Origin of the sequence: Amorphoplanes digitatis, assembly GCF_014205335.1 — a bacterium.
Classification (GTDB): domain Bacteria; phylum Actinomycetota; class Actinomycetes; order Mycobacteriales; family Micromonosporaceae; genus Actinoplanes; species Actinoplanes digitatus.
This window is the reverse complement of sequence record NZ_JACHNH010000001.1, coordinates 3,312,097-3,337,829: the sequence shown is the minus strand read 5'-3', so window position 1 is coordinate 3,337,829 and position 25,733 is coordinate 3,312,097. Positions and strand designations below refer to the sequence as shown.

Annotated in this window: 26 protein-coding genes; 8 read left to right on the top strand and 18 right to left on the bottom strand. The window is 71.7% G+C overall.

What is annotated here, in order from left to right:
• Positions 1-80 precede the first annotated feature (80 nt).
• The gene (locus tag BJ971_RS14400; protein WP_184993351.1) at positions 81-1,163 is read left to right on the top strand and encodes a DUF3866 family protein; all 1,083 of its coding nucleotides are present in this window, start codon (positions 81-83) and stop codon (positions 1,161-1,163) included.
• A gap of 21 nt (positions 1,164-1,184) precedes the next feature.
• Here BJ971_RS14400 and BJ971_RS14395 read toward each other — a convergent pair whose 3' ends face one another.
• Positions 1,185-1,406: a hypothetical protein gene (locus tag BJ971_RS14395; protein WP_184993349.1), complete on the bottom strand. Its 222-nt coding sequence runs from the start codon at positions 1,404-1,406 to the stop codon at positions 1,185-1,187.
• Between the two features lie 26 nt (positions 1,407-1,432).
• Positions 1,433-2,791 (bottom strand): Pup--protein ligase, encoded by a 1,359-nt coding sequence (pafA, locus tag BJ971_RS14390; RefSeq protein WP_184993347.1) that lies wholly within the window; start codon positions 2,789-2,791, stop codon positions 1,433-1,435.
• Positions 2,792-2,919: 128 nt separating this feature from the next.
• On the opposite strand from pafA, the gene rfbB reads away from it, so the two are divergent.
• The gene (gene rfbB / locus BJ971_RS14385) at positions 2,920-3,894 is read left to right on the top strand and encodes a dTDP-glucose 4,6-dehydratase (RefSeq protein WP_184993345.1); all 975 of its coding nucleotides are present in this window, start codon (positions 2,920-2,922) and stop codon (positions 3,892-3,894) included.
• 170 nt (positions 3,895-4,064) lie between these two features.
• Here the strand turns inward: rfbB and prcA are convergent, their stop codons facing one another.
• The 6 genes from prcA to arc form a co-directional block, all read right to left on the bottom strand.
• Positions 4,065-4,895: a proteasome subunit alpha gene (prcA, locus tag BJ971_RS14380; RefSeq protein ID WP_184993343.1), complete on the bottom strand. Its 831-nt coding sequence runs from the start codon at positions 4,893-4,895 to the stop codon at positions 4,065-4,067.
• Between the two features lie 56 nt (positions 4,896-4,951).
• A complete protein-coding gene (gene prcB, locus BJ971_RS14375) occupies positions 4,952-5,791 on the bottom strand; it encodes a proteasome subunit beta (RefSeq protein WP_184993341.1) in 840 nt (279 codons plus the stop codon).
• On the bottom strand, positions 5,710-6,030 hold the full coding sequence (locus tag BJ971_RS14370; RefSeq protein WP_239087306.1) for an endonuclease VII domain-containing protein: 321 nt from the start codon (positions 6,028-6,030) through the stop codon (positions 5,710-5,712). Before BJ971_RS14370 ends, prcB begins: the two co-directional genes overlap by 82 nt.
• Positions 6,031-6,053: 23 nt before the next feature.
• Positions 6,054-6,269: a ubiquitin-like protein Pup gene (locus BJ971_RS14365; RefSeq protein WP_023364349.1), complete on the bottom strand. Its 216-nt coding sequence runs from the start codon at positions 6,267-6,269 to the stop codon at positions 6,054-6,056.
• 104 nt (positions 6,270-6,373) lie between these two features.
• On the bottom strand, positions 6,374-7,891 hold the full coding sequence (dop, locus tag BJ971_RS14360) for a depupylase/deamidase Dop (RefSeq protein WP_369076803.1): 1,518 nt from the start codon (positions 7,889-7,891) through the stop codon (positions 6,374-6,376).
• 228 nt (positions 7,892-8,119) lie between these two features.
• Positions 8,120-9,898 (bottom strand): proteasome ATPase, encoded by a 1,779-nt coding sequence (gene arc / locus BJ971_RS14355; protein ID WP_184993339.1) that lies wholly within the window; start codon positions 9,896-9,898, stop codon positions 8,120-8,122.
• Between the two features lie 184 nt (positions 9,899-10,082).
• Here arc and BJ971_RS14350 point away from each other — a divergent pair, with 184 nt between their 5' ends.
• Positions 10,083-10,367, top strand: coding sequence for a ferredoxin (locus tag BJ971_RS14350; protein WP_184998849.1), 285 nt, complete (start codon positions 10,083-10,085; stop codon positions 10,365-10,367).
• Between the two features lie 58 nt (positions 10,368-10,425).
• Here the strand turns inward: BJ971_RS14350 and BJ971_RS14345 are convergent, their stop codons facing one another.
• The 3 genes from BJ971_RS14345 to BJ971_RS14335 form a co-directional block, all read right to left on the bottom strand.
• The gene (locus tag BJ971_RS14345; RefSeq protein WP_184993337.1) at positions 10,426-11,016 is read right to left on the bottom strand and encodes a hypothetical protein; all 591 of its coding nucleotides are present in this window, start codon (positions 11,014-11,016) and stop codon (positions 10,426-10,428) included.
• A gap of 75 nt (positions 11,017-11,091) precedes the next feature.
• On the bottom strand, positions 11,092-12,039 hold the full coding sequence (locus BJ971_RS14340; protein ID WP_239087307.1) for a tRNA (adenine-N1)-methyltransferase: 948 nt from the start codon (positions 12,037-12,039) through the stop codon (positions 11,092-11,094).
• A 30-nt stretch (positions 12,040-12,069) separates the two neighbouring features.
• Positions 12,070-13,185 (bottom strand): site-2 protease family protein, encoded by a 1,116-nt coding sequence (locus BJ971_RS14335; RefSeq protein ID WP_184998848.1) that lies wholly within the window; start codon positions 13,183-13,185, stop codon positions 12,070-12,072.
• 123 nt (positions 13,186-13,308) lie between these two features.
• Here BJ971_RS14335 and BJ971_RS14330 point away from each other — a divergent pair, with 123 nt between their 5' ends.
• Positions 13,309-14,364, top strand: coding sequence for a RecB family exonuclease (locus BJ971_RS14330; RefSeq protein ID WP_184993333.1), 1,056 nt, complete (start codon positions 13,309-13,311; stop codon positions 14,362-14,364).
• A 154-nt stretch (positions 14,365-14,518) separates the two neighbouring features.
• On the top strand, positions 14,519-15,229 hold the full coding sequence (locus BJ971_RS14325) for a response regulator (protein ID WP_184993332.1): 711 nt from the start codon (positions 14,519-14,521) through the stop codon (positions 15,227-15,229).
• Between the two features lie 4 nt (positions 15,230-15,233).
• Here BJ971_RS14325 and BJ971_RS14320 read toward each other — a convergent pair whose 3' ends face one another.
• Both BJ971_RS14320 and BJ971_RS14315 read right to left on the bottom strand, forming a co-directional pair.
• Positions 15,234-16,034 carry a DUF4097 family beta strand repeat-containing protein gene (locus BJ971_RS14320; RefSeq protein WP_184993330.1) on the bottom strand — a complete coding sequence of 267 codons (801 nt, stop codon included), beginning with the start codon at positions 16,032-16,034 and terminating at the stop codon, positions 15,234-15,236.
• A 30-nt stretch (positions 16,035-16,064) separates the two neighbouring features.
• A complete protein-coding gene (locus tag BJ971_RS14315; RefSeq protein ID WP_184993328.1) occupies positions 16,065-16,556 on the bottom strand; it encodes a toxin-antitoxin system HicB family antitoxin in 492 nt (163 codons plus the stop codon).
• Positions 16,557-16,804: 248 nt separating this feature from the next.
• Between BJ971_RS14315 and BJ971_RS14310 the strand changes: the two genes are divergently transcribed.
• Together BJ971_RS14310 and BJ971_RS14305 are read left to right on the top strand one after the other, a co-directional pair.
• Positions 16,805-17,560: an ABC transporter ATP-binding protein gene (locus BJ971_RS14310; protein ID WP_184998847.1), complete on the top strand. Its 756-nt coding sequence runs from the start codon at positions 16,805-16,807 to the stop codon at positions 17,558-17,560.
• Complete coding sequence (locus BJ971_RS14305; protein WP_184993326.1) at positions 17,560-20,103, top strand: ABC transporter permease; 2,544 nt, start codon at positions 17,560-17,562, stop codon at positions 20,101-20,103. The genes BJ971_RS14310 and BJ971_RS14305 overlap by 1 nt, the downstream gene beginning before the upstream one ends.
• Before the next feature lie 44 nt (positions 20,104-20,147).
• Here the strand turns inward: BJ971_RS14305 and BJ971_RS14300 are convergent, their stop codons facing one another.
• Together BJ971_RS14300 and BJ971_RS14295 are read right to left on the bottom strand one after the other, a co-directional pair.
• Positions 20,148-20,795, bottom strand: a complete 648-nt coding sequence (locus BJ971_RS14300) for an HAD family hydrolase (protein ID WP_184993324.1) — start codon at positions 20,793-20,795, stop codon at positions 20,148-20,150.
• Between the two features lie 104 nt (positions 20,796-20,899).
• Entirely contained in the window at positions 20,900-21,637 is a 738-nt protein-coding gene (locus tag BJ971_RS14295) for a neutral zinc metallopeptidase (protein ID WP_184993322.1), read from the bottom strand.
• 93 nt (positions 21,638-21,730) lie between these two features.
• Between BJ971_RS14295 and BJ971_RS14290 the strand changes: the two genes are divergently transcribed.
• Positions 21,731-22,462 carry a YqjF family protein gene (locus BJ971_RS14290; RefSeq protein WP_239087308.1) on the top strand — a complete coding sequence of 244 codons (732 nt, stop codon included), beginning with the start codon at positions 21,731-21,733 and terminating at the stop codon, positions 22,460-22,462.
• Here the strand turns inward: BJ971_RS14290 and BJ971_RS14285 are convergent.
• Genes BJ971_RS14285 through BJ971_RS14275 form a run of 3 tightly spaced genes read right to left on the bottom strand, consistent with a single transcriptional unit; the run spans position 22,414 to position 25,665 of the window.
• The gene (locus BJ971_RS14285) at positions 22,414-24,360 is read right to left on the bottom strand and encodes a hybrid sensor histidine kinase/response regulator (RefSeq protein ID WP_184993320.1); all 1,947 of its coding nucleotides are present in this window, start codon (positions 24,358-24,360) and stop codon (positions 22,414-22,416) included. The genes BJ971_RS14290 and BJ971_RS14285 overlap by 49 nt on opposite strands.
• Before the next feature lie 27 nt (positions 24,361-24,387).
• Complete coding sequence (locus BJ971_RS14280; RefSeq protein WP_184993318.1) at positions 24,388-24,933, bottom strand: hypothetical protein; 546 nt, start codon at positions 24,931-24,933, stop codon at positions 24,388-24,390.
• An 18-nt stretch (positions 24,934-24,951) separates the two neighbouring features.
• Positions 24,952-25,665 (bottom strand): spermidine synthase, encoded by a 714-nt coding sequence (locus tag BJ971_RS14275; protein ID WP_184993316.1) that lies wholly within the window; start codon positions 25,663-25,665, stop codon positions 24,952-24,954.
• Positions 25,666-25,733: the final 68 nt, after the last annotated feature.

Below are 25,733 nucleotides of genomic sequence, written 5' to 3'. Positions count from 1 at the left end.
GCCGCCGAATCACCCGAAAACACCCGATAGAGTACCCGCTCCGCTGCGCCGCGCCGTGGTCGGCCGATAGGGTCGCCGTCATGGTGCGCTGGCGATCAGGAACGGTCACGACGGTACGGCGTGAGTGGCGCGGCGCCCTCGAGCTCGATGTGACGACCGACGAGGGCACGGTGCGCGCGCTCGCGTACCCGGAGCTGACCGGGGCACCCGCGGCCGGCGACCGGGTCCTGCTGAACGTCGGCGCGCTGGTGATGGGGCTCGGCACCGGCGGCTACGCGCTGGTGGTCGCCCTCCCTGACCGCCTGCCCGCCGACCCGCCGGAGTCCGGCACCGACCGCGACTCGGGTCACCTGGTCAAGGCCCGGTACACGCCGCTCCAGCCGATCCTGCTCGGCGTGGACGAGGAGGCCTCACCGCACCGCGAGGTGATGGCGAGGGCGGACAGCCTCGACGGCATGCCGGTGGTGACCGCCGACCTGCACTCGGCCCTGCCGGCGATCCTGGCCGGGATCCACGCGGACCGCCCCGACGCCCGGGTCGCGTACGTGATGACCGACGGCGGCGCGCTGCCGGCCTGGTTCTCCCGCACCCTGGACGGCCTGCGCGACCGGCTGGCCGGAACGGTGACGACCGGCCAGGCCTTCGGCGGCGACCTCGAGGCGAGCACGGTCCACACGGGGCTGCTGGCGGCGCGGCACGTGCTCGGCGCGGACGTGACGATCGTCGCGCAGGGCCCGGGCAACCTCGGCACGGGTACCGCCTGGGGCTTCTCGGGTGTCGCCCTCGGCGAGACGATCAACGCGACGGTCGCGCTGCGCGGCGCACCGGTCGCCTCGCTGCGCATCTCGGACGGCGACGGTCGTCCCCGCCACCGCGGCGTCTCGCACCACAGCCTGACCGCGTACGGGAGGGTTGCCCTGGTCCCGGCCGACCTGGTGATCCCGGACGACCTGCCGGTCGACCTGGCGAAGGAGGTCGAGGCGGACCTGGCACCGCTGGCGGAGCTGCACCGCCTGGTCCGGGTGCCGACGGCGGGCCTCGACGCGGCGCTGGAGGCGAGCCCGGTGCGGCTGTCCACGATGGGCCGCGGCCTCGCGCAGGACCACGCCTACTTCATCACGGCCGCCGCGGCCGGCCGGCACGCGGCCACGCTCATCGTCTGACCCGGCGCGCGGGCGGCCGGGTCAGTCGAAGAAGATGATGTAGAGCCAGCCGAGCAGGATCAGGCCCAGCACGGTCGCCATGAGCCAGGTCGGTACCAGGTGCCTGCCGCTGCGGGCCTGCTGGACCTGGGAGTGCACGCGGTCGCGGCGGCGCCCGACGCGCTGCCACATCACATCCTCGATCGACCGCTCCGGCTTGCTGCCGGGCGGCTGCTGGTCAGGATCGTGCGATGGCGTCGTCATGGCCTGACCAGCCTAGCCGCTCGGTTTCACATACTGGCGATCAGGCGCTCCACGCGCTCGTCGTACGCCCGGAACGGGTCCTTGCACAGCACCGTGCGCTGCGCCTGGTCGTTCAGCTTGAGATGCACCCAGTCGACCGTGAAGTCGCGGCGCTTCTCCTGCGCGTGCCGGATGAACTCGCCGCGCAGCCGGGCGCGGGTCGTCTGCGGCGGGGTCTCCTTCGCCTCGAAGATCTCGAGGTCGTTGGAGATCCGGTCGACCTGCCTGCGCTTCTCCATCAGCGCGTACAGGCCGCGGCCGCGGCGCACGTCGTGGTACGCCAGGTCCAGCTGGGCGATCCGCGGGTGGCTCATCGGGATCTCGTGCTTGGCCTGGTAACGCTCGATCAGCTTGTACTTCGACACCCAGTCGATCTCGCGGGAGACCGGGCCGAGGTCGCCGTTCTCGATCGCGTTGAGCACCCGGCCCCAGAGCTCGACGACGCGCTTGGCGGTGGGGTCGCCACCGCGGCGCTCGACGAACTCGGTCGCCTTGGCCAGGTACTCCTGCTGGATCTCGAGGGCGCTGACCTCTTTGTTGTTGGCCAGGCGGATCTTGCGGCGGCCGGTGATGTCGTGCGAGACCTCGCGGATCGCCCGGATCGGGTTCTCCAGCGACAGGTCGCGCATGACCACGCCGGCCTCGATCATCCGCAGCACGATGTCGGCGCTGCCGACCTTGAGCAGCGTCGTGACCTCGTTCATGTTGGAGTCGCCCACGATGACGTGCAGGCGCCGGTAGCGCTCGGCGTCGGCGTGCGGCTCGTCGCGGGTGTTGATGATCGGGCGGCTGCGCGTGGTGGCGCTGGAGACGCCCTCCCAGATGTGCTCGGCGCGCTGCGAGAGGCAGAAGACCGCGCCGCGCGGCGTCTGCAGCACCTTGCCGGCGCCGCAGATGAGCTGGCGGGTGACGAGGAACGGGATGAGGACGTCGGCGAGCCGGCCGAACTCACCGTGGCGGCTCACCAGGTAGTTCTCGTGGCAGCCGTACGAGTTGCCGGCCGAGTCGGTGTTGTTCTTGAACAGGTAGATCTCGCCCGCGATGCCCTCGTCGTGCAGACGCTTCTCGGCGTCGACGAGGAGGCCCTCGAGGATCCGCTCGCCGGCGCGGTCGTGTGCGACCAGGTCGGTGACGGAGTCACACTCGGGCGTTGCGTACTCGGGGTGGGAACCGACGTCGAGGTATAGGCGGGCACCGTTGCGGAGGAATACGTTGCTGGAGCGTCCCCAGGACACCACTCGGCGGAACAGGTAGCGGGCCACCTCGTCGGGCGACAGCCGCCGCTGCCCCCGATAGGTGCAGGTGACTCCGTACTCGGTTTCGAGGCCGAAAATTCGCCGTTCCATGACGAAACACTAGCCTCACAAGTGCCGCTCGCGGCAGTGACAACGCGCCGTTTCACCGATGCACAGCGTGGCCTCGCCGGACCGAGATCAACTACCAGGCCCCCGACCTGCGGATACACTCTCGCTTGATGAATCTTCTGGTCACCGGCGGCGCCGGCTTCATCGGCTCACACTTCGTCCGCACCGCGCTCGCCGACGCGCTGCCGGGTCTCGAGGGCGTCCGGATCACGGTGCTGGACAAGCTCACCTACGCCGGCAACTTCGACAACCTGAACCCGGTGAGCCAGAGCCGGCGCCTCGATTTCGTACCCGGGGACATCTGCGACGCGGCCCTGATCGAGTCGGTCCTGCCCCGCCACGACGCGGTGGTGCACTTCGCCGCCGAGTCGCACGTCGACCGCTCCATCGCGGGCGCCGCGGAGTTCGCCACGACGAACGTGGTCGGCACCCAGGTGCTGCTGGACGCGGCCCTGCGGCACGGCACGTCCCGCTTCGTGCACGTCTCCACCGACGAGGTGTACGGCTCGATCGCCACCGGCGCCTGGACCGAGCGGTCGCCGCTGTCGCCCAACTCCCCGTACGCCGCCACGAAGGCGGGCTCGGACCTGCTGGCGCTGGCGTACCACCGCACGCACGGGCTGCCGGTCATGGTGACCCGCTGCGCCAACAACTACGGGCCCTACCAGCACCCCGAGAAGCTGATCCCCCGCTTCGTCACGAACCTGCTGGAGGGCCGCACGGTGCCCCTGTACGGCGACGGGACCCAGGTGCGCGACTGGGTGCACGTCGACGACCACTGCCGGGGCACCGCGCTGGTGCTCCTGAACGGGCGGCCCGGCGAGGTCTACCACGTCGGCGGCGACAGGGAGCTGTCGAACCGGGACCTGACCGCACTGCTGCTGAAGGCGTGCGACGCCGACTGGGACAGCGTCGAGACGACCGCGGACCGCAAGGGCCACGACCAGCGCTACGCCCTCGACGACGACCTGATCCGCCGCGAACTCGGCTACCGCCCCCGGGTCGACTTCACCGCCGGCCTCGCGGACACGGTCCAGTGGTACCGCGACCACCGCGACTGGTGGCGCCCCCTGGTCATTGACTGAGAATCCCACCACAGCCAGACCGCGCCGCCGCATCCGGCGCCGCGCCGAGGGACCGCGCCGCCGCGACCCGCGCCTTGCCGGGCGGGTGCGTCAGGCGTCCCGGCGCCGCCCCCGGCCCCGTCGCGGTGGTGGCGGCGGGAGGGGGTGGGCCTGGGCTGGGTGGTGCGGTGTCAGGAGGCGTCGGTGTCGGTGGGCTCCTTGCCTTCGAGGTCGGTCGACGCGGCCGAAACGGTCGGCTTGTCCTCGCCGGGTGCCGGCGGGGCGACGTCGCCGGCCTCCCCGATCTCCTTCTCCGGCTGGTCCTTGCCGCCCTCGAGCAGGGTGGTCAGGGCCGCGCCGGAGATGCGGCGGAACGCGCGGCCCATGCGGCGGCGGTCCAGCACCGCCACCTCGAGCTGGGCCGCGCCCAGCGTGCGCGGGGCGCCGTTCTCGCCGCCGACGCTGGCCAGGCCCTCGACGGCCAGGGCCAGGGCGGTCGGCAGGTCCGCGGCGACGTCGTGCCGGGACTTGAGCACCGTCGAGATGGCCTCGGCCGAGCCGCCCATGGCCATGAAGCCGGGCTCGTCCTGGACGGAGCCGTCGTAGGTGATCCGGTAAAGCTCGTCGGCCTCCGGCGCGGCGCCGACCTGCGCCACGCAGATCTCCACCTCGTAGGGCTTCTGCGTCTCCGAGAAGATCGCACCGAGCGTCTGGGTGTATGCGTTCGCGAGCGCCCGGCCGGTCACGTCCCGCCGGTCGTATGCCAGCCCGTTGAGGTCTGCCATCCGCACGCCGGCCCGGCGCAGGCTCTCGAACTCGTTGTAGCGGCCGACGGCCGCGAAGCCGATCCTGTCGTAGAGCTCGCTGATCTTGCGCAGCGAGGTGAGGTTCTCGGCGACCAGCAGTACGCCGCCCTCGTAGGTGAGGACGACGGCGGAGCGGCCGCGGGCGATGCCCTTGCGGGCGTACTCCGAGCGGTCGCGCTGGACCTGCTCGGGTGAGGCGTAGAACTGCATGGCCACGGGTGGCTACTCCTTCAATGACCGGATGGCGGGTTTGTGTGAGTACTGCCGGGCGATCAGCCGCCCGGGTTCTCCATCCGTCCGGCGACCACTGCCTCGGCCACCGCGCTGATCTCGGCCTCGGTGAGCCGGTGGGTGCTGTCCGCAGTCGCGGTCATCACCACCGGGTAGATCTTGCGGGTGACGTCGGGCCCGCCGGTCGCCGTGTCGTCGTCGGCGGCGTCGTAGAGCGCCTCCACCGCCATGCGGATCGCGTCCTGGGTGCTGACGCCCGCGCGGTACTTCTTCTTCAGCGCCGACTTGGCGAACAGCGAACCGGAGCCGATCGCGTCGTAGCCGGTCTCCTCGTAGAGGCCGCCCGCGACGTCGAAGCTGAAGATGCGCCCGGCCCGGGACGGATCGGACGGGGACAGGTCGAAGCCCGCGAAGAGCGGGACCACGGCCAGGCCCTGCATGGCCGCACCGAGGTTGCCGCGCACCATCGCGGCGAGCCGGTTGGCCTTGCCGTCGAGGGACAGCATCGCGCCCTCGATCTTCTCGTAGTGCTCCAGCTCGACCTGGAACAGGCGCATCAGCTCGATGCCGATGCCCGCCGTGCCGGCGATGCCGATCAGCGAGTAGGCGTCCGCCGGGTGCACCTTCTCGATGTCCCGGCTGGCGATGAGGTTGCCCATGGTGGCGCGGCGGTCGCCGGCCATAACGACGCCCTCGGCGCTGGCGATGGCGACGATGGTGGTGCCGTGCGGCGCTATGTCGGCGGACATCCCCGGCGGCAGCGGCCGGCGACCCGGCAGCAGCTCGGGGGCCGCTTGGCTCAGGAACTGCGTGAAGGAGGACGTCCCCGCATTGGTGAACACATCTGGAAGACGCCCGGATGGATCAAAACCCGCTGCCACGTGGTTCCTTTCAGATACGTGATCGCTTCGGCGAGGAGTTCCGGGCTGTCCCGGAACTGCCCGAGGCCGCCGTCGCAGTTGAAGCACAATATCCCGCGCACCCAGCCGGTGCGATGATCGTGATCGAGGTGTTGGGGATCTGCTGCGCCACAGATGGCGCAGCGGCCTTCCTGAGCCAGCAGCATCTCGTCGAACTCGACCGAGCTGCGGCCGTTGCGGTCATCAAGCCCCCGTGGCATGTCCGCTTCGCCCCCCTCTGGCGTTACTCGCCGCCCTTTTGGACGTAACCCCGCACGAACTCCTCGGCGTTCTCCTCCAGCACAGAGTCGATCTCGTCGAGCAGGTCGTCGACATCCTCGGTGATCTCGGCGTGCCGCTCGGCAACCTCAGGGTTGGCCTCGGTGGTGACGTCCTCGATCTCCTCGTCGCGCTTGCCCTTGCCTGACTGCGACTGACCGCCGGTGTCTCGCGTTGCCATGGCTGTCCCCCTTCATGACCCAACTGGTTCGGGTTGGGAAAAACTTACCTCGCGGGTACGACGAAAACGCCCGTCGTCACGGGTGTTTCTCGCCCCGCGCGGCGTCAGCGGCTCGTGATCACTTCCAGCAGGTCCTTCGCGGTGTCGCACTTGTCGAACAGCGCGCCGACGTGCTTCTTGGTCCCCCGCTCCGGCTCCATCATCGGGACGCGCACGAGCGATTCGCGCCCGACATCGAAGATCACCGAATCCCAGCTCGCCGCGACCACTTCGGACGCGTACCGGGCCAGGCACTCGCCGCGGAAGTAGGCCCGGGTGTCCTCGGGCGGCTTCACCATCGCGCGAAGGGTCTCCTCGTCGTCCAGCAGCGTCTTCATCGAGCCGCGGGCGACCAGGCGGTGATACAGGCCCTTCTCCGGGCGTACGTCGGAGTACTGCAGGTCGACCAGCCCGAGCTTCGGCGACGACCAGGCCAGGTTCTCCCGGTCGCGGTAGCCCTCGAGCAGGCGCAGCTTGGCGACCCAGTCGAGCTGGTCGGAGAGCTGCATCGGGTCGCGGCCGAGCTGGTCCAGGACGTCCTCCCAGCGTTGCAGCACGTCGACGGTCTGCTCGTCGGTGTCATCGCCGTAGCGCTCGTCGCAGAAGTTCTTGGCCCGCTCGTAGTACGCCCACTGGAGGTCGAGGGCGGTGAGCCGGCGGCCGTCACGCAGGCGCATCAGGTGCTTGAGCGACGGGTCGTGGCTGACCGCCTTGAGCTCGGAGACCGGGTCGGCGACGCCCAGCTCGCCGGTGAAGACCTTCTCCTCGATCATGTTGAGGATCAGCGCCGTCGTGCCGACCTTGAGGTAGGTGGAGATCTCGGACAGGTTCGCGTCGCCGATGATCACGTGCAGGCGGCGGTACTTGTCGGCGTCGGAGTGCGGCTCGTCGCGGGTGTTGATGATCGGCCGCTTCAGCGTGGTCTCGAGGCCGACCTCGACCTCGAAGAAGTCCGCCCGCGAGGAGATCTGGAAGCCCGCGCCGGTGCCGTCCTGGCCGATGCCGACGCGGCCGGCGCCGCAGAAGATCTGCCGGGTCACGAAGAACGGGGTCAGGTGCGCCACGATGTCGGCGAACGGCGTCTGCCGGCGCATCAGGTAGTTCTCGTGCGAGCCGTACGAGGCGCCCTTGTTGTCGGTGTTGTTCTTGTAGAGCTGGATGCGGTGCGTGCCGGGGATCGTGGCGGCCCGCCGCGACGCCTCGGCCATGACCCGCTCGCCGGCCTTGTCCCAGCGGACGATGTCCATCGGGTTGGTGCACTCCGGTGTGCTGTATTCCGGGTGCGCGTGGTCCACGTAGAGCCGGGCACCGTTGGTCAGTATCACGTTGGCCAGGCCGAGGTCCTCGTCGGCGAGCGCGTCCGCCGGGTCGTACGCCGCACCGGAGTAGGTGAAGCCGCGGGCGTCGCGCAGCGGCGACTCCTCCTCGTAGTCCCATCTGGCCCGGCCGCCCCGGTTCAACTCCGGACGCGCCCCATAGGCGTTGACCACCTGGGACGAGGTGACCATCGGGTTGGCGCCGGGCTGTCCAGGCACCGAGATGCCGTACTCCACCTCGGTACCCATGATCCGTCGAACGCTCATGCCATCACCTCCGCTGACGCTCCGGCGATGACACGAATCCGAGTCGAACTCATGCCGACCACCCCACCCGCCACTGTGCTGCCGTTGCCCATGTATCGAGCCTAGACGCTTCCCTAGCGGTTCTCCGCTCTGGCCGTGCTCGCCACGATACGCAGAGTAGAGATGCACAACGCGGACGAGGGGGCGCGTCGTAGCGCCTCCCCGCCCGCGTCGGGCGTTGCCGTGTGCTTACAGGTACTGACCGGTGTTGCTGGCCGTCTCGATCGAGCGGCCGGCCTCTGCGCCCTTGCCACCGGAGACCAGCGTGCGGATGTAGACGATCCGCTCGCCCTTCTTGCCGGAGATGCGGGCCCAGTCGTCGGGGTTGGTGGTGTTGGGCAGGTCCTCGTTCTCCCGGAACTCGTCGACGCAGCTGTCGAGCAGGTGCTGGAGCCGAAGACCCTTCTTGCCGGAGGTGAGGAACTCCTTGATCGCCATCTTCTTGCCGCGGTCGACGATGTTCTGGATCATCGCGCCGGAGTTGAAGTCCTTGAAGTAGAGGACCTCCTTGTCACCGTTGGCGTAGGTGACCTCCAGGAAGCGGTTCTCCTCGGACTCCGTGTACATCCGGAGGACGACCGCCTCGATCATGGCCGCGACGGTCACGTCCCGGTCGCCGCCGTGCTCGGTCAGGTCGTCGTCGCTCAGCGGCAGGCCACTGAGGATGTACTTGGCGAAGATGTCCTTCGCCGCCTCCGCGTCCGGACGCTCGATCTTGATCTTCACGTCGAGCCGGCCGGGGCGCAGGATCGCCGGGTCGATCATGTCTTCCCGGTTGGAGGCGCCGATGACGATGACGTTCTCCAGGCCCTCGACACCGTCGATCTCGCTGAGCAGCTGCGGGACGATGGTGTTCTCCACATCGGAGGAGACGCCGGAGCCACGGGTACGGAATATCGAGTCCATCTCGTCGAAGAACACGATGACCGGCGTACCCTCGCCGGCCTTCTCCCGCGCCCGCTGGAAGACCAGGCGGATGTGCCGCTCGGTCTCACCCACGTACTTGTTGAGCAGCTCGGGACCCTTGATGTTGAGGAAGTAGCTGGTGTGCTTCTCCTCGCCGCGGCGCTCGGCGATCTTCTTCGCGAGCGAGTTCGCCACCGCCTTGGCGATCAGGGTCTTGCCGCAGCCGGGCGGGCCGTAGAGCAGGATGCCCTTCGGCGGGCGCAGCTGGTGCTCCCGGAACAGCTCGGCGTGCAGGAACGGCAGCTCCACCGCGTCGCGGATCTGCTCGATCTGCGAGTGCAGACCGCCGATGTCGGTGTAGTCGACGTCGGGCACCTCTTCGAGGACGAGCTCCTCGACCTCACTCTTCGGGATGCGCTCGTACGCGTACGCGGAGCGCGGCTCGATCATGAGCGAGTCGCCCGCCCGCAGCTTCGACACCAGCAGCGAATCGGCCAGGTGGACGATCCGCTCCTCGTCGGCGTGCGAGATGACAAGCGCCCGGTCGCCCGGGCCGCCTGCGGGGTCCTCGAGGATCTCCTTGAGGAGGACGACCTCGCCGACCCGCTCGTAGCCGAACGCGTCGACCACGTTGAGCGCGTCGTTGAGCAAAACCTCCTGCCCCCGCCTGAGCTCCTCGACCGCCAGCGACGGGGAGACCGCCACCCGGAGCTTGCGTCCGCCCGTGAAGACATCGACTGTGCCGTCCTCATGGGCGGCGAGGAATACGCCGTAGCCGCTGGGCGGCTGGGCGAGCCGGTCAATCTCCTCTTTGAGAGTGACGATCTGAGCGCGGGCTTCCTTGAGGGTCGCCACGAGCCGGTCGTTGTTCTCGGTCAGCCGAGCGAGCTGCGCCTGCGTTGCCGCGAGCCGTTCCTCGAGCTGCCGGACGTGTCGGGGGCTTTCGGTCAACTTGCGCCGTACCAGGGCTAGCTCCTCTTGCAGGAACGCAACCTGGCTGGAGAGATCGTTGGCCTCTTTCTCCCAACGTGCGGCGCCTGACGCCTCGTCGCTACGTGCCACGTCCCACCTCCCCGGGGGCTCGAACGTCTTGGAGATAACACTAGCTGCTGTGGGCCGGTTTTCGACCCATGCAACACCCTCGTCACTGAACCTTGATCGATTCGGCCAGGTACCCGCGCCGAGTGGTCAGAGCCTTCGGGTAACGTCGGACGGGGCGAGGCAGGGGAGGTAAGCGGTGTCGGCACTGACCGAGACGGGCGAGCTCGAGGTCTGGGTGGATCAGGACCTGTGCACCGGTGACGGGCTGTGTGTGCAGTACGCGCCCGAGGTGTTCGAGTTCGACATCGACGGGCTCGCGTACGTCAAGGACAGTGCGGGTGAGCTGCTGCAGAACCCCGGAGTGCGCACCGGCGTGCCGGCCCGGCTGCGGCTCGAGGTGATAGACGCGGCCAAGGAGTGCCCGGGCGATTGCATCCACGTCGTACGCAGCGACGACGACGTCGAGATCGCCGGACCGGACGCCGACTGAGGCCCGGCCGGTGCCCGGCCGGGCCGTTCGCGGCACCCGTCCGGAGGTGCCGGAAATGTCACAGCGTTGGGCGACCGACCAAAGATGCGACAACTCGGGAAAACTCTTCCAATCGGGCGATTTGCCCCGGTCCGCCGTCGTCGAGCGTCTTGCCGAAGCGCAGCGCGTCGTGCCGCAGCGCGGCCCGGCCCTCGTCCTCGGCCATCCCCGGCGGCGGCACCGCGTCGTCCACTGAGCTCAGCAGCAGGTAGACGTCGATGCTGTCGACCCGCGCCTGCCCGGTGGGCGTCCGGGTCAGCCGACGGCGGCAGCCCACCTCGGTGACGGTCGAGAGCGGCACCACCCGCAGCGACGAGGTCATCGAGCCGACCGGGCCGTCGCCGGGCGCCACGTCCTCGCCGTGCCAGAGCACCAGCCGGCTGCCGTCGCAGATGACGACCTCCTGCCAGACGCCGTTGACCTCGTTGACGAAGCGCTCCAGCGTGAAGCACAACACGGACGCGCCCCGCAGCACCCCGAAGAGGGCGTCGAGCGCCACCTCGGGATCGCGCAGATAGGCCCGGGCGGCCGAGTCGAGATCCTCGTAAGGCGACCAGTCCGGGAAAACCGCCGGCATCTCGTTACTGCCACCGAACGGCGGAGAACTCATCGCGCCCACCCGTTCCCTCCGCTCCCAAACCCCATCGAAACCCGCGACGGAAACTACCGGATCCGTCCCGAACCGTCACACCCCGGTATCGTCAACCGTCTCCGTACCCTCGGCCGCGATCGCCGCCCGAGCGGCCTTGCGCAGGGCGTACGCCTCGGCGCCCTTGCTGGGCTTGCGGCGCCGCGGCGGGGCGGTCACCCCGGGTGCGAGCCGGCGCGCCGAGACCAGGAACGCGGTGTGCGCGATCATCCGGTGGTCGGGGCGCACGGCCAGGCCGTCCGCGTGCCAGTCGCGCACCAGCGACTCCCAGGCCCGGGGCTCGGTCCAGCCGCCGCGCTCGCGCAGCCCCTCCACCAGCTCCGAGAGCTGCGGGGTGGTGGCAACGTACCCGATGAAGACGCCGCCGGGCACCAGTGCGCGCTCGACCATCTCGAGGGCCTCCCACGGAGTCAGCATGTCCAGGACGATCCGGTCGAAACCGGACCCCTCGGCCTCCGCCACGTCGCCCTGGTGCAGGTGCCAGGCCGGGTGCGGCCCGCCGAAGAACGCCTCGACGTTCTTGCGGGCGATCGCCGCGAAGTCGTCCCTGAGCTCGTACGAGTGCAGCTCGCCGGTGCTGCCCACCGCCCGCAGCAGCGAGCAGGTCAGCGCGCCCGACCCGGCGCCGGCCTCCATGACCTTGGCACCCGGGAAGATGTCGCCCATGGCGACGATCTGCGCCGCGTCCTTCGGGTAGATCACCTGGGCGCCGCGCGGCATGGAGAGCACGTAGTCGGAGAGCAGCGGGCGCAGCGCGAGGTAGGCCGTGCCGCCGCTGGAGACCACGACGCTGCCCTCGGGCAGGCCGATCAGGGCGTCGTGCTCCAGGGCGCCACGGTGGGTGTGGAAGGCCTTACCGGGCTCCAGCACGATGGTGTGCATGCGGTTCTTGGGATCCGTGAGCTGCACACGGTCGCCCTCGCGGAACGGCCCGCGGTGGGCGGGCACTGGCTCGTCGACGACGGTGGTGGATTGCACAGTCACTGATCGCTCTTTCATCTCGGTAGCAGGAACTCATCGGCCGGACGGCCTGCGCGCGGCGCGGCGCGGCTCCAGCAGCTCGGCCAGGTCCGCGATGTGCAGCACGCCGACGACATCCTCCCCGGAGGTGACCACGTACTGCGCACCCGGGTGTGCCTGCACGGCCCGGACCACCTGTTCGCCGCTCAGCCCGAGCGACAGGACGGGCAGCCGGCCGAGGTCCTGCGAGACCGCGTCGACCGACACCCAGGGCCGCCGTTCGGCCGGCACGGCGGCCGAACCGGCCGCGTCGACAAGGGCGACGACCCGGCCGCTGGAGTCCGCGACGGCGAGCGCGTCGCGGGCCCGGTCCGCCGCGTCGGCGCGGCGCTGCGCCTCGGCCAGCGGCGTTCCCGACGGTACGGCGAAGAGCGGCCGCGCGAGGGTGCCCAGGTCGACAAGGGGGTACCGCCGCGTCATCCGGGCCAGCCTGATGGACTGCCCGGCGCCCTGCCACAGCGTGTAGACCACGAGCAGGATGAAGACCAGGCCGAACAGCGTGAGGACGTTGAGCCGGTACAGGGTGACGACGCTCATGGCGGTGAGCAGCGCGATGCCCCGGCCGCACCAGGCGGCCGCGACGGTGGCCCGGTTCCGGTCCTTGATCAGCGCCCAGAGCCCGGCACGCAGCGCCCGGCCGCCGTCGAGCGGGAGCCCCGGCAGCACGTTGAAGATCGCCACGATGACGTTGCCGGCGGCGATCTGGAACACGATCTGGCCGGCGACCGTGCGGTCGGGCAGCGCCAGCGCGGCGGCGGTCGCGAGGCCGCCGAGCACGAACGAGACCGCGGGGCCGGCCAGCGAGACCAGCGCGTCGACGCGGGGCGTCGGCGCGTCGCGGTCCAGCTCCGTCCAGCCGCCGAGCAGCTCGAGGGTGATGCCGCGCACCCCGATGCCGTAGCGCCGGGCGGTCAGCGCGTGGCCCAGCTCGTGCAACAGCACGGAGCCGAGCAGGCAGACCACGAAACCGAAGCCCGCCGCGTACGCCGCCGCGCCGGCCAGGCCCAGCTCGGTCTCCGCGTAGCCGCCGTACACGACGGTGACCAGCAGCGCGAGCAGCAGCATCGAGGGGTGCAGGTACACCGGGAAGCCGAGCACGCGGCCGACCATCCGGCCGGGCCGCCGCGCCGGGCGGGTCTGCTGTGCGCCTTCGTCCACGCATCGATGCTACGGACCGCGCCTGAGAGCCCCGCCTCTCCGGTTTCGTCGTACCCGTCCCATAGCCTTGTCACCATGACGGCAGAAACGGTTTTGTCTCCTTCCGCGGGCGCTCCCGGCGACGCGGTGCCCGGCCGCGCCGCCGGCCGGGTGCCCGGCCCGGACGAGCGGCCCTCGGGGCCGTCGCTGTCGCCGTCGCGCGCCGCCGACTTCAAGACGTGCCCGCTGCTGTTCCGCTTCCGCACGATCGACCGGCTGCCGGAGCGGCCGACCGCCGACCAGGTGCGCGGCACGCTGGTCCACGCGGTGCTGGAGCGGCTGTTCGACCTGCCGGCGGCCGAGCGCACGCCGGATTCGGCGGCCGCGCTGGTGGCGCCGGAGTGGGAGCGCCTGGTGGGCCAGGAGCCGCTGCTGGCGGACCTGTTCGCCCCGACGGACCCGGAGCCCGCGTCCGGTGCCGCGGCGCCGGACGGTGCCGCCGCGGCCGAGCCCCTGCCCGGGATCGCGGCGGCCACCGAGGCGGAGCGGATCGCGGCGTTCCTGGGCGGCGCCGGTGACCTGCTCGCCGGCTACTTCGCGGTCGAGGACCCGCGGCGGCTGGAGCCGGCCGAGCGCGAGAGCCTGGTGTCGACGCTCGTCGGCGACGAGCTGCTGATCCGCGGTTACATCGACCGCCTCGACGTCTCACCCGCCGGCGACCTGCGGGTGGTCGATTACAAGACCGGCGGCGCGCCGCGCGAGGCGTTCGAGGGCCGCGCGCTGTTCCAGCTGAAGTTCTACGCGCTGGTGCTGTGGCGCACCCGCGGCGTCGTGCCCCGGGTGCTGCGCCTGCTCTATCTCAAGGACGCCGAGGTCTGCGACTACAGCCCGGACGCGGCCGAGCTGGAGCGCTTCGAGCGCACCTTGGTGGCGCTGTCGCAGGCGATCGAGCGGGCGAAGGCCGACCGGGACTTCCGCCCGAAGCCGAGCAGGCTCTGCGGGTGGTGCAGCCATCAGCGGTTCTGCCCCGAGTTCGGCGGCACTCCCCCGGCCTACCCCGAGCCGGCGCCGGCCGAGGCCGTCGACCCGGCGGCGCCCGACGCCCCCGCCACGGCCGACGCCAACCCCGTGCCGCCGTCCCGCCGCCCGTAACCGCGACGCCCCGGCCGGACCGCCGCCGACCGCACCACCCGCCCGGCGCAGGCCGGCCGGGATCGGGTCGGCGGGACCGCCGCCGGGCCTCGGGTCCGGCGGGCATCACCTATCGTGTGCAGGGCCGGTCCACCCAGCACTGGAGGCACAGCGGATGACGGCGAGCGACCGCGCGACGGCGACAGCCGCGGCGGCCACCCGACCGGTCCGGGTGCTGCTCGCCGACGACCAGCCGATGCTGCGGTCCGGGCTGCGGATGGCGCTGACCGGCGCCGAGGGCCTTGCCGTGGTCGGCGAGGCCGGCGACGGGGTCGAGGCCGTCGACCTCGCCCGCCGCCTGCTGCCCGACGTCGTCGTGATGGACGTGCGGCTGCCGCGCCTCGACGGGCTCGCCGCCACCCGGGCCATCAGCGGCTCCGGGCTGCCCGTGCGCGTGCTGATCCTGACGGCGCTCGACGCCGACGAGCAGGTGCTCGCCGCCGTCGCCGCCGGCGCGGCCGGCTACCTGTGCAAGGACGTGCCGCCGGCGGAACTGGTGTCCGCCATCCGCGCGGTCGCCGGCGGTGGTTCGGTCGTCGCCCCGCTCATCCTGGCGCGGCTGCTCGCCCGGCTCGCCGACGCGCTGCCGGCACCCGCCGCCATGTCGGCCGCACCGGCCCTGCGCGCCCTGACCGAGCGCGAACGCGAGGTCTTCACGCACATCGCGAAGGGTCACTCCAACGCCGAGATCGCCCGCGCCCTGACCGTCAGCGAGACCACGGTGAAGACCCACGTCGGTCACCTGCTGACCAAGCTCGGCCTTCGCGACCGCGTGCAGGCGGTCGTCCTCGCCTACGAGGCCGGGCTGGTCCGGCCCGGCCGGTGAGAGGCTAGGCCGCGAGCGGCGTGTCGCCCGCGGCGCGGTGCACGTCGATGTCGCCGCTCGCCGTGCGCACGCCGAGCTCCAGGGTCGCCTGCTGCTCGCCGCCGGGCGCCGTCGCGCCCATCGACAGGTCGTTCGACGTCGAGCCGGAAGCGGTGCTCAGGTCCAGCCAGACACCGGTGCCGGCGGCGACGCCGACCGAGACGTCGCCCGACGCCGTCCTGAACCGGGCCCGGCCGCGCCGGAGCACGCCGACCTCGATGTCGCCGGACGCCGACTCCGCCTGCACCGAAGCGCCGGCCGCCCGGATGGTGATGTCGCCACTCGCGGTGTCGGCACTGACGTCACCGATGACGTCACCGACCTCGACGTCGCCCGACGAGCTGCTCAGCCGCAGCGACCCGCCGACGTGCACCACCTTCAGGTCGCCGCTGGCGGCCTTCAGGCTCGCGTCGCCGTCGACCCGGTCCACCTCGGCGTCGGCGGACTGGAGGCTGGCCTGCACCGTCGCGTAGCGGCCCGCCGCGCGGATGTCGGCCGACGCCGACTTCATCGCCAGCGAGCTGCCCTCCGGCACCCGGACGACGATCCTGGTCTTCGGGTAGCGCCACTGCCACGGCGTGCCCTCCGGCGCGTGGACGATCAGTGTGTCGCCCTCCAGCCGTACGGTGAAACTCTCCGACGCGTCGGCGCCGGCCTCGGTGACGTCCACCCGCACGGTCTGGCGTGGCTCGGCGTAGATGTCCGCCTCGCCGCGGTGCAGGCGCAGGGAGACCGTGACGGGCGTCGCGTGGTCGAACTCGGGCATGGTCGTGTCCTCTCTCGATGAGCGTGCTGGTCAGGCTTGCGCGAAGCCGGTGATGCGCTTTCCGTGACGGCCCCGGCCCGGCGGCGGTTCGGGTGCCGGCCGGCCCGCGGCCGTGGTGACGGCCCGGACCAGCCAGGCGTTTACCGAGACACCCTCGGCCGCGGCGGCCTGCTCGACGTGGGCCTTCAGCGCCTCCGGCATGCGCAGCGTGAGCCGGGCCAGGTCGCCGCCCTCCAGCGGCGGCGCGGACGGCGCCGCGGCCGGTGGCTCGGGCTCGGCGTAGACCTGGCTGACCACCAGGTCCGCCTCCCGGCCGCGGAGCCGGACGTCGACGACGGGCCCGTGCAGCCGCGTGGTGATCTCGGCCGCCGCGTCGGAGAGCGCCTGGAGCAGCGCGAGCCGGGCCGAGGACTCGATCGCGTGGCTGAGCAGTTCGGCCGCGCGGGTGGTCTCCGGGCCGCCCGGCGCCGCCGCCGCGGCGAGGTCGCCGCGCAGCGATTCGAGGTACGGTGTCAGGTCCATGACGCCATGGTGACGTCACCAATGACGTCTGTCAACCGTCACCTCGACGTCAACCTGCCACGCGGACCGAAGTCAGGGACAACCCTGAGAACCCGCTGGAGGAATCCCCGAGCAAATCTCCGCGTCGCGCTCCGCCCGTGGGCGGACGCCCCCGCCGGATTTCGACGAAACACTGGGCGGGCCGGCCGGGCGCGAAAGCCCGGCCGGTCCACACGTTGGAAATACAGGGGGCGGAAGTGACAGCGACGATGGCCGGCGATCCGGTGGCCGCACGTGCGAAAGAGGTCTGGAAGGTGTACGGCTCCGGCGAGGCCCGGGTCGTCGCGCTGCGCGGCGTGAGCGCGGACTTCGAGCGGGGCCGGTTCACGGCCATCATGGGCCCGTCCGGCAGCGGCAAGTCGACCCTGATGCACTGCCTGGCCGGTCTGGACACGGTCGACCGCGGCGAGGTGCACATCGGCGGCACCGCCGTCACCGGCCTGGGCGACAAGGCGCTCACCCGGCTGCGCCGGGACCGGGTCGGCTTCATCTTCCAGCAGTTCAACCTGCTGCCGACGCTCAGCGCGCAGGAGAACATCCGGCTGCCGCTGGACATCGCCGGCCGCAAGCCCGATCCGCAGTGGTGGGACATCGTCATCGACACCGTCGGCCTGCGGGACCGGCTGAGCCACCGGCCCAGCCAGCTCTCCGGCGGCCAGCAGCAGCGCGTCGCGTGCGCCCGTGCCCTCATCGGCCGGCCCGACGTCATCTTCGCCGACGAGCCGACCGGCAACCTGGACTCGCGCTCGGGCGCCGAGGTGCTCTCGTTCCTGCGGGCCAGCGTCCGCGAGCACCACCAGACCATCATCATGGTCACCCACGACCCGGTGGCGGCGAGCTACGCCGACCGCGTCGTCTTCCTGGCCGACGGCGAGATCGTCGACGAGCTGCTCGAGCCGACCCCCGAGTCGGTGCTGGACATGATGAAGCGCCTCGACACCCACGCCGCGCCGGTGGTGCTCTGATGCTGCGCGCGACCCTGAAGAGCCTGCTGGCGCGCAAGCTGCGGCTCATACTCTCCGGGCTCGCCGTCGTGCTCGGCGTCATGTTCGTGGCCGGCGCGTTCGTGGTCACCGACACCCTGAACCGCTCGTTCGACAACCTGTTCGCCAGCGCGTTCTCCACTACCGACGTCTCGGTGAGCGCCAAGCCCAAGGTCGAGGTCTCCGAGTTCGAGGGCGAGGAGGTGGCGGCCCCGCTGCCCGCCTCGGTCGTCAAGCAGGTGAGCGGCGTACCCGGCGTGAAGAGCGCGGTCGGGCAGGTCAGCGCCGACGGCGCTCGGGTGATCGGCAGCGACGGCAAGGTACTCACCTCGATGGGCCCGCCCCGGCTGGGCAACAACTGGACCGGCACCGACGACCTGATGCAGCTGCGCGAGGGCCGCGGCCCGACCGCGGCGACCGAGATCGCGGTGAACGCGGCCGTCGCGAAGGCCGCCGGCATCAAGGTCGGCGACCGGGTCGGCGTGCTCACGCTGGAGCCGAAGAAGGAGTTCACCCTCGTCGGGATCTGGGGCTACAGCGGCAACCGGGACAGCATCGGCGGCGCGCAGGAGGTCGCGTTCACCGAGCCCGTCGCGCAGCAGCTCATGCTCGGCGAGACCGGCGTCTTCAGCTCGATCCAGGTGCGGGCGGACGACGGCGTGACGCCGGAGGCGCTGCGGGACCGGATCGCCGCCGCCGTCGGCCCGGGCTACGAGACCCGGACCGGCGAGCAGCTCGCCAAGGACAACGCCGCCGGCATCCAGGAGGGGCTCGGCTTCTTCAGCAACATCCTGCTGGGCTTCGCCGGCGTCGCCCTGTTCGTCGGCGTCTTCCTGATCCTCAACACCTTCTCGATCATCGTCGCGCAGCGCACCCGGGAGCTGGCGCTGATGCGGGCGATCGGCGCGAGCCGGCGCCAGGTCATCGGCTCGGTGCTCGTCGAGGCGGTGGTGATCGGGCTGGTCGCGGCGGTGCTCGGCCTCGCGGCCGGCGTCGGCGTCGGCTTCGGGCTGGCGTACCTGTTCAGCTCGGTCGGTGGCGGCGGGCTGGAGCTGGCGCCGCTCGGCGTGCCGCTCGAGGCAATCATCAGCTCGTTCGTCGTCGGCGTGCTGGTCACCGTGGTCGCCGCGGTCCTGCCGGCGCTGCGGGCGTCGCGGATCTCACCGGTCGCGGCGATGCAGGACGTCGCCACGCCGGACCGGCCGCTCACCAAGATCAGCATCGCCGGCGGCGTCGTCACGGCGGCCGGGGCCACGGCGCTGGGCATCGGGCTGTTCGGGGACGCCGGCGACGCCACCCTCTGGACGATCCTCGGCGGCGTGCTGGTGTCGTTCATCGGCATCGCGCTGCTCACCCCGCTGATCAGCCGCCCGGTCGTCTCGGTGATCGGCCGGATCTTCTCGTGGTCGCTGCCGGGCCGGCTGGGCCGGCTCAACTCGGGCCGCAACCCGCGCCGCACGGCGATCACCGCGGCCGCGCTGATGGTCGGCATCGCGCTGGTCACCGGCGTCACCGTGGTGATGGACTCCGCCAAGAGCAGCCTCAAGGCGATGGCCTCGACCGTGCTCAAGGCCGAGGTGATCATCAGCGGGGACGACAACGGCCCGCGCCCGGCGACCTACGACCCGGCCGTGCTGCGCAAGGCCGCGGCCATTCCGGGCGTACGGGCGGCGGCCGGCCTGTGGAGCGACCAGGTCCTGATCAACGGCGAGAAGCAGTGGGTGGACGCCACCGACGACCTGGCCGGGCTGTCCGAGGCGTACGGGGACGGCGCCACGCTGACGACGCTGCGCGACGACCAGGTCGTCGTGAGCGCGCCGGAGGCGAGCGAGCACGGCTGGCAGGTCGGCACCCGGCTGACGATCCAGGCGTCCCGCGGCGATCCGCACGAGTACACGGTCGCGGCGACCTTCCCGGAGGACGCGCTGCCGGGCAACTTCCTGTTGCCGGCCGCCGCCTCGAAGGACTTCGGCATCTCCCAGCCGATGATCGGCTTCGTCCGGCTCGACGCGGGCGTTCCGGTCGGCCAGGTACTGCCGCAGGTCAAGGCCCTGCTGGCGGACAGCCCCGAGGTCTCGGCGCAGGACGCGCAGGCGTTCGTCGACCAGCAGGCCTCGACGTTCGACGTGATCATCACGATGATCCAGATCCTGCTGGCGCTGGCGATCCTGATCGCCGTGCTCGGCGTCATCAACACGCTGGCGCTGTCGGTGCTGGAGCGGACCCGCGAGCTGGGCCTGCTGCGCGCGGTCGGCCTGGGCCGTGCGCAGACGATGCGCATGGTGACGGTCGAGGCCGTGGTGATCTCGGTCTTCGGCGCGCTGCTCGGCGTGGTCGTCGGCGCCGGTCTCGGCACCGCGGTGACCCGGGCCCTGAAGAGCGACGGCATCACCGAGCTGGTGCTGCCCTGGGGCCGGATGGGCACCTACCTGGTGCTGGCCGCCCTGGTCGGCGTGATCGCCGCGGTACTGCCGGCGATCCGCGCCGCCCGCCTCAACGTCCTGGGCGCCATCGCCCACGACTGACGGGGGGAGTTCCCGCGCCGGCCCGCAACAGGGCCGGCGCGGGCTCAGCCCGGTATCGGGACGAGCAGGCTCGACAGGAACGCCGGGTCGACGTCCTCGAGGGAGTCGCGCAGGTGGACGCCGTCGGTCGCCGGCAGCTCCAGCTCGGCCGGCACCGCGAGCACCGCCGCGCCGGAGGCCACCGCGCTGGCCATGCCGGTCGGCGAGTCCTCGATCGCCACGCACTGCGCGATCTCCACGCCCAGCAGGCCGGCCGCGGTCCGGTACGGCGCCGGGTCCGGCTTCGGGGCGGACACCTCGTCGCCGCAGACCACGACGTCGAAGTTCTCCCGGCCCAGGGTGTCCAGCGCGACCTCCACCAGCCGGCGACCGGTCGAGGTGACCAGCGCGGTCGGCAGGCCCGCGGCCCGCACGGCCTTCAGCAGCTCGAACGCGCCGGGCTGCCAGACCAGCCCGTCGGCGAAGAGCTCCTCGACGCGCCGCTCCAGCCAGTCGACGTCGGCGGCCTCGTCGCGTCCGGGCTGGCCCAGGTCGTCGCGGAGGATCCGCATCGAGGTGGCCATGCTGGAGCCGATCATCGCCCGCCGCGCCGCCGGTGACAGCTCGCCGCCGGCCCGGGCCGCGAGCTCGTGCAGCGCGACCTCCCAGACCTTCTCGCTGTCGACGAGCGTGCCGTCCATGTCGAAGAGCACCGCTGCCGGTAGTCGTGGTGTCAGGGCGGGCCTCCCGGGCCGATCGGGTCGTCTACCCGCCCATTCTTGCGAACCCGGCGCCGCCGGACCCGGTGGTGTGACGGCTAAGACACGTCGCAGGGCTTGAGCGAGTTCTTGTAGCCGCGGTTGAAGGCCCTGGTGCGCTGCTCCGCCGAGCCGTGCGCGCCCTCGGCGAACCAGGGCTGGCCCGGGTCGTCGCCGACGGCCTCCAGGCCCGCGGCGAGCTCGTCGAGGTCGCCGTCGTCGAGCTTGAGCCTGCCCTTGCGCTCCATGTCGCCGATGTACGCGCCCGCCATGCAGTCGGCCTGCAACTCCGTGTCGATCGAGAGCTCGTGCTGTATCCGCAGCCGGCCCTGGATGGCGTGCGCGTACTCGTGGCCGAGCAGGTAGAAGATGAACGCGTCGCCGATCTGCTGGAACGCGGCGAACGCCCAGTTCATGTCGTACGCGATGAAGTCACCGGCCGAGCAGTACGCGGCGTTGTTGAGCCCGAGCGGCTGCCCGCCGCACTCGACCTCGCCCTCCCGCTCGTACGGGATCACCTGCGCGACCGGCCGGAATTTCAGATCGGACTCCGCGAAACCGGCCTTCCAGTAGTCCTCGGCCACCCGCGTCGCGTCGCCGACGTCGGCCGCGAACTCCTCGGGGGTGTCGGTGCCGTCCGGGTCCTCCCCCGCCGGTGTGGAGGTGCGCTCGGCGGTCGGCGCCGGACGGGCCGGGCCGGCGGCCGGGTCGTCGGGCGCCGAGACGCAGCCGAGCGCGACCAGCGCCGTCGCCACGAAGGCCGACAGCAGAATGCGGGAGCGACGCGGTACCGGCATGCGGGGGTCCTCCGAGGGGCAGGCGTTACCGGGATGTACCCACGATACGCACGGAGCACCACAAAAGGATCAACGCGCGTGCATGATAGGTCCGTGCGGATCGAGGACGTGACCCCGGAGACGATGCGGCCGGTGCGCCGCCCGTGGCTGGTGCAGCGCTGGCACGACCTGGCGTTCCTGCACTGGGCCCTGCCGCCGGAGGTGGTCGCGCCGTTCCTGCCGCGCGGCACCGTGCCCGACACCCTCGACGGCGTCACCTACACCGGGCTGATCGGCTTCCGGATGGTGCGGCTCGGCGCGCTGCGCGGCCCGGGCATCCCCTACCTCGGCACGTTCTGCGAGACGAACGTCCGTCTGTACAGCGTGGACGGCCAGGGCCGGCGGGCGGTCGTCTTCCTCTCCCTGGACGCCGAGCGGCTGCTGCCCGTCCTGACCGCGCGGGCGCTGCTGCGCCTGCCCTACATGTGGTCACGCATGCGCCTGGAAAAGGACCGCGACGTCGTGCGATACACCAGCAGGCGGCGCTGGCCCGCCCCGCGCGGGGCGGCCTCTTCCATGACGGTACGCGTCGGAGCGGCGCTCGATCGACCGTCGGCGCTGGAGCACTTCGTGACCGCCCGCTGGGGCCTGCACACCCGCGCCTGGGGCAGCACCGTGCACCTGCCGAACGAGCACCCATGCTGGCCGCTGCACCGCGCGGAGCTGCTCGACCTCGACGACGACCTGCTGCGCGCCGCCGGCCTGCCGCTACCGGCCGGACCGCCGGCCAGCGTCCTCTACTCCCCCGGCGTGCCCGTCGTCTTCGGCGCGCCGGCCGCCGCCTGACCCCGGTCCGTGGCGACGCCCAGCACCCGCCGCACCGCGCCGAGCAGCTCGTCCGCGGTGAACGGCTTGTGGATCATCTCGATGCCCTCGACCGTCAGGTGCCGCACCCGGGTGCACTCCTCGCTGTAGCCGGAGATCAGCACGATCCGGGTGCCGGGGTGGTGCAGGAGCACCGTCTCGGCCAGCCGCGACCCGGACATCTCCGGCATGACGATGTCGGTCAGCAGCAGGTCGAACGGCCCCCGGTTGATCCGGTCCAGGGCCACCCGGCCGTTCGCGGCCTCGGTCACCCGGTAGCCGGCGCCCGCCAGGATCCGCACGGCGATCCTGCGGACCTCGGCGTCGTCCTCCACGACGAGGATGCGCGACCGGCCGCCGCCCGGCGCCGTCTCGCCGCGCCGCGCCCTCCCGGCGGCGCCGCCCGCGCGCGCCACGGGGGCGGAGACGGCCGGCAGCAGGATCCGGAAGGTGGTGCCGACGCCCGGCTCGGACGACACCGTGATGTCGCCGCCCGCCTCGGTCACGATGGAGTACACCGTCGCCAGGCCCAGCCCGGTGCCGTGCTGCTCGGCCTTGGTCGTGAAGAACGGCTCGAAGATGCGGGCGGCGACCTCCGGGGGCATCCCCGTGCCCGTGTCGCTGACCTTCAGCTGCGCGTACGGGCCTGCGGGCAGCGGCGGCAGCCGGTCGGGATCGTGCTCGAGCCGGACCGGGCCGGCCTCGATCACGACCGTGCCGCCGTCGGGCATCGCGTCGCGCGCGTTGATCACCAGGTTGAGCAGCACCTGCTCCATCCGGCCCCAGTCGCAGCGGACGGCGAGCGGCTCCGGCGACCTGCGGGCGATCAGCTCGACATGGCCGCCGATGGTCCGGCCGAGCAGGGCGCGGGCGTCCTCGATCACCGAGTCGACGTCGATGACCTCTGCGTCGCCCGGCTCCTGGCGGGCGAAGAGCAGCAGCTGCCGGGTGAGCTCGCGGGCGCGTTCGGCGCTGGTCCGGGCGCGGGTGAGGTCCTCGCGGGTCTCGGCGTCGGCGGTCCGCTCGAGCACGAAGTCGAGGTAGTTGAGGTTGATCGCGAGCAGGTTGTTGAAGTCGTGTGCGACGCCGCCGGCGAGTTGACCGAGGCATTCCAGCCGTTCGGCGAGGGCCGAGCGTTCGATGACCAACCGGCGCTGCTCCTCGGCCTGCTTCACGGCCGTGAGGTCCCGCTCGATGCGGGCGACGGAGACCACCTGGCCGAAACGGTCGCGTACCGGCCACATGCTGACCAGCACCTCGACGTGCGACCCGTCCTTGCGGACCCGGTGCGCTTCGATCGGGCCCCGGCGCTTGCCCGCGCTCAGCCCCGCCAGGGTGTCGGGCATCACGAAGATCTGATCATGGGTGTACACCAGGGCGATGCAGCGCCCGATCGCCTCATCGGCCCGCCAGCCGTACTGGCGCGTCGCGCCGTCGTTCCAGGTGGTGATGGTGCCGTCGAGGTCGGTGGTGATGACCGCGTCCTCGGACGAGCGCACGATCGCGGCGAGGGTCGACTCCTGCTCGGCGCCCCGGTGCGCCCGGCGCTCGAGGACGCCGAGCCGGTGGGCGAACCCGGCGCTGAGCAGGGTGATCCCGACGATCGCGCCCAGGCGCATCGCCTGGTCGACGGTTCCGGACATGCCGCCGCGCGACGACATGACCCAGACCAGAATCAGGGCGACGAGCCCGACCACCGCCACCGCCCACGGGCGCAGCAGGATCGCCGCGAGCACCGGCGCCAGCAGGATCAGCCAGAAGAACACCTTGTCGGGCGGGGTGACGAAGTCCGCGACGACCACCGCGACGACGAGCAGCACCGCGGTGGTGAGCAGTGCGGCGCCCCACCCGCTGCGCAGCGCCGCCACGCGTTCCCGCATCACCGAAGCACCCATGTGCGCCGCCGGTCAGACCCGGGACGGGATGCGCCGGTGCAGCTCGGCGATCAGGGTCCGCGGCCCCGGTGACATCAGGCCGACGTCGATCAGGAACGCCGAGCCGGCGTCGCGGCGCAGCACTCGGGGCGCCCGCCCGCGCTCTCGCAGCTCGGTGACCGCCGCCATGTCGGTGGGCGTCACCACGAGCTCGGTGAACGGGCCCCAGCGCCGCAGGCCGACCGACGCGATCGAGGACCACTGCAGGTGCACGCCCCGGCGGCCGGTCGCCGCGAACTCCAGGCCGTACACGGAGCTCTTCAACCAGCCCAGCCGCTGCCAGGTGATGAGCATGATCAGGCCGGCGGTCACGGTCGGCACGATCAGCACGCTCTCGACCATGATGAGGATGTCGCCGGACTTCAGCTCGATCCCGGTCACGTACACGACCGCCCCGTACAGGACGGTGACCAGCAGCCAGACCAGCGCGATCACCCAGAGCATGGTCACGAAGACCAGGGCGCGTGGCTGGAAGAACGTCGTGGCGTCCTCGCCGGGCTCGAGCGGGTGATCCTCCACAACCGCCAGTATGCCCGCCTATATAGCTACATATACGGTATTGGCGGACTGGCCCCCGGTCAGCGGGTTCGGGAACGCCACCACGTGCGCGGCCGCCTCGTCGAACACCTCGGCCAGCACGGCCTCGAACTCGGCGTCCGGCGGATCGTCCGACCAGAGCGCGAAGACGCCGCCCGGGCGCAGGTGCGCGGCGAGCCGGCGCATCCCGGCGACCGTGTAGAGGTCCGCGTTGGCCGGGGCGAGCACGTGCCGCGGGCTGTGGTCGACGTCGAGCAGGATCGCGTCGAAGCGGCGTCCGGGCGCGTCCGGGTCGAAACCCGACTCGCCCGCGGCCATCGCGAAGAAGTCGCCCTCGACCAGACGGCTCCGCGGATCGGTGGTCAGCGCGGCGGCCTCCGGCAGCAGCCCGCGCTCGTGCCAGGAGATGACCTCGCCAACCGCGTCGACGACCAGCAGCGACCCCACCCGCGGATCCTCGAGCACGGCCCGGGCGGTGTAACCCAGCCCGAGGCCGCCGACGACCACGTCGGGCCGGGCGCAGGCGGGCAGCGCGGCCAGGCCCAGCCGGGCGAGTTCGATCTCCGCGACGGTGAAGAGGCTGGACATCAGGAACTCGTCGTCGATCTTCACCTCGTACACCTCGACCCCGAGCCGGGGATCGAGCCGGCGGCGCAGGCTGATCTCGCCGATCGGGGTCTCCCGCCAGGCGAGTTCCTCGAAGCGCGCGCTCACCGGGTCGCCGGCCGTCCGGGCCGGCGGCCCCGGGTGAGCGGGGCGCCGGCCAGCAAGAGTCCGTCCAT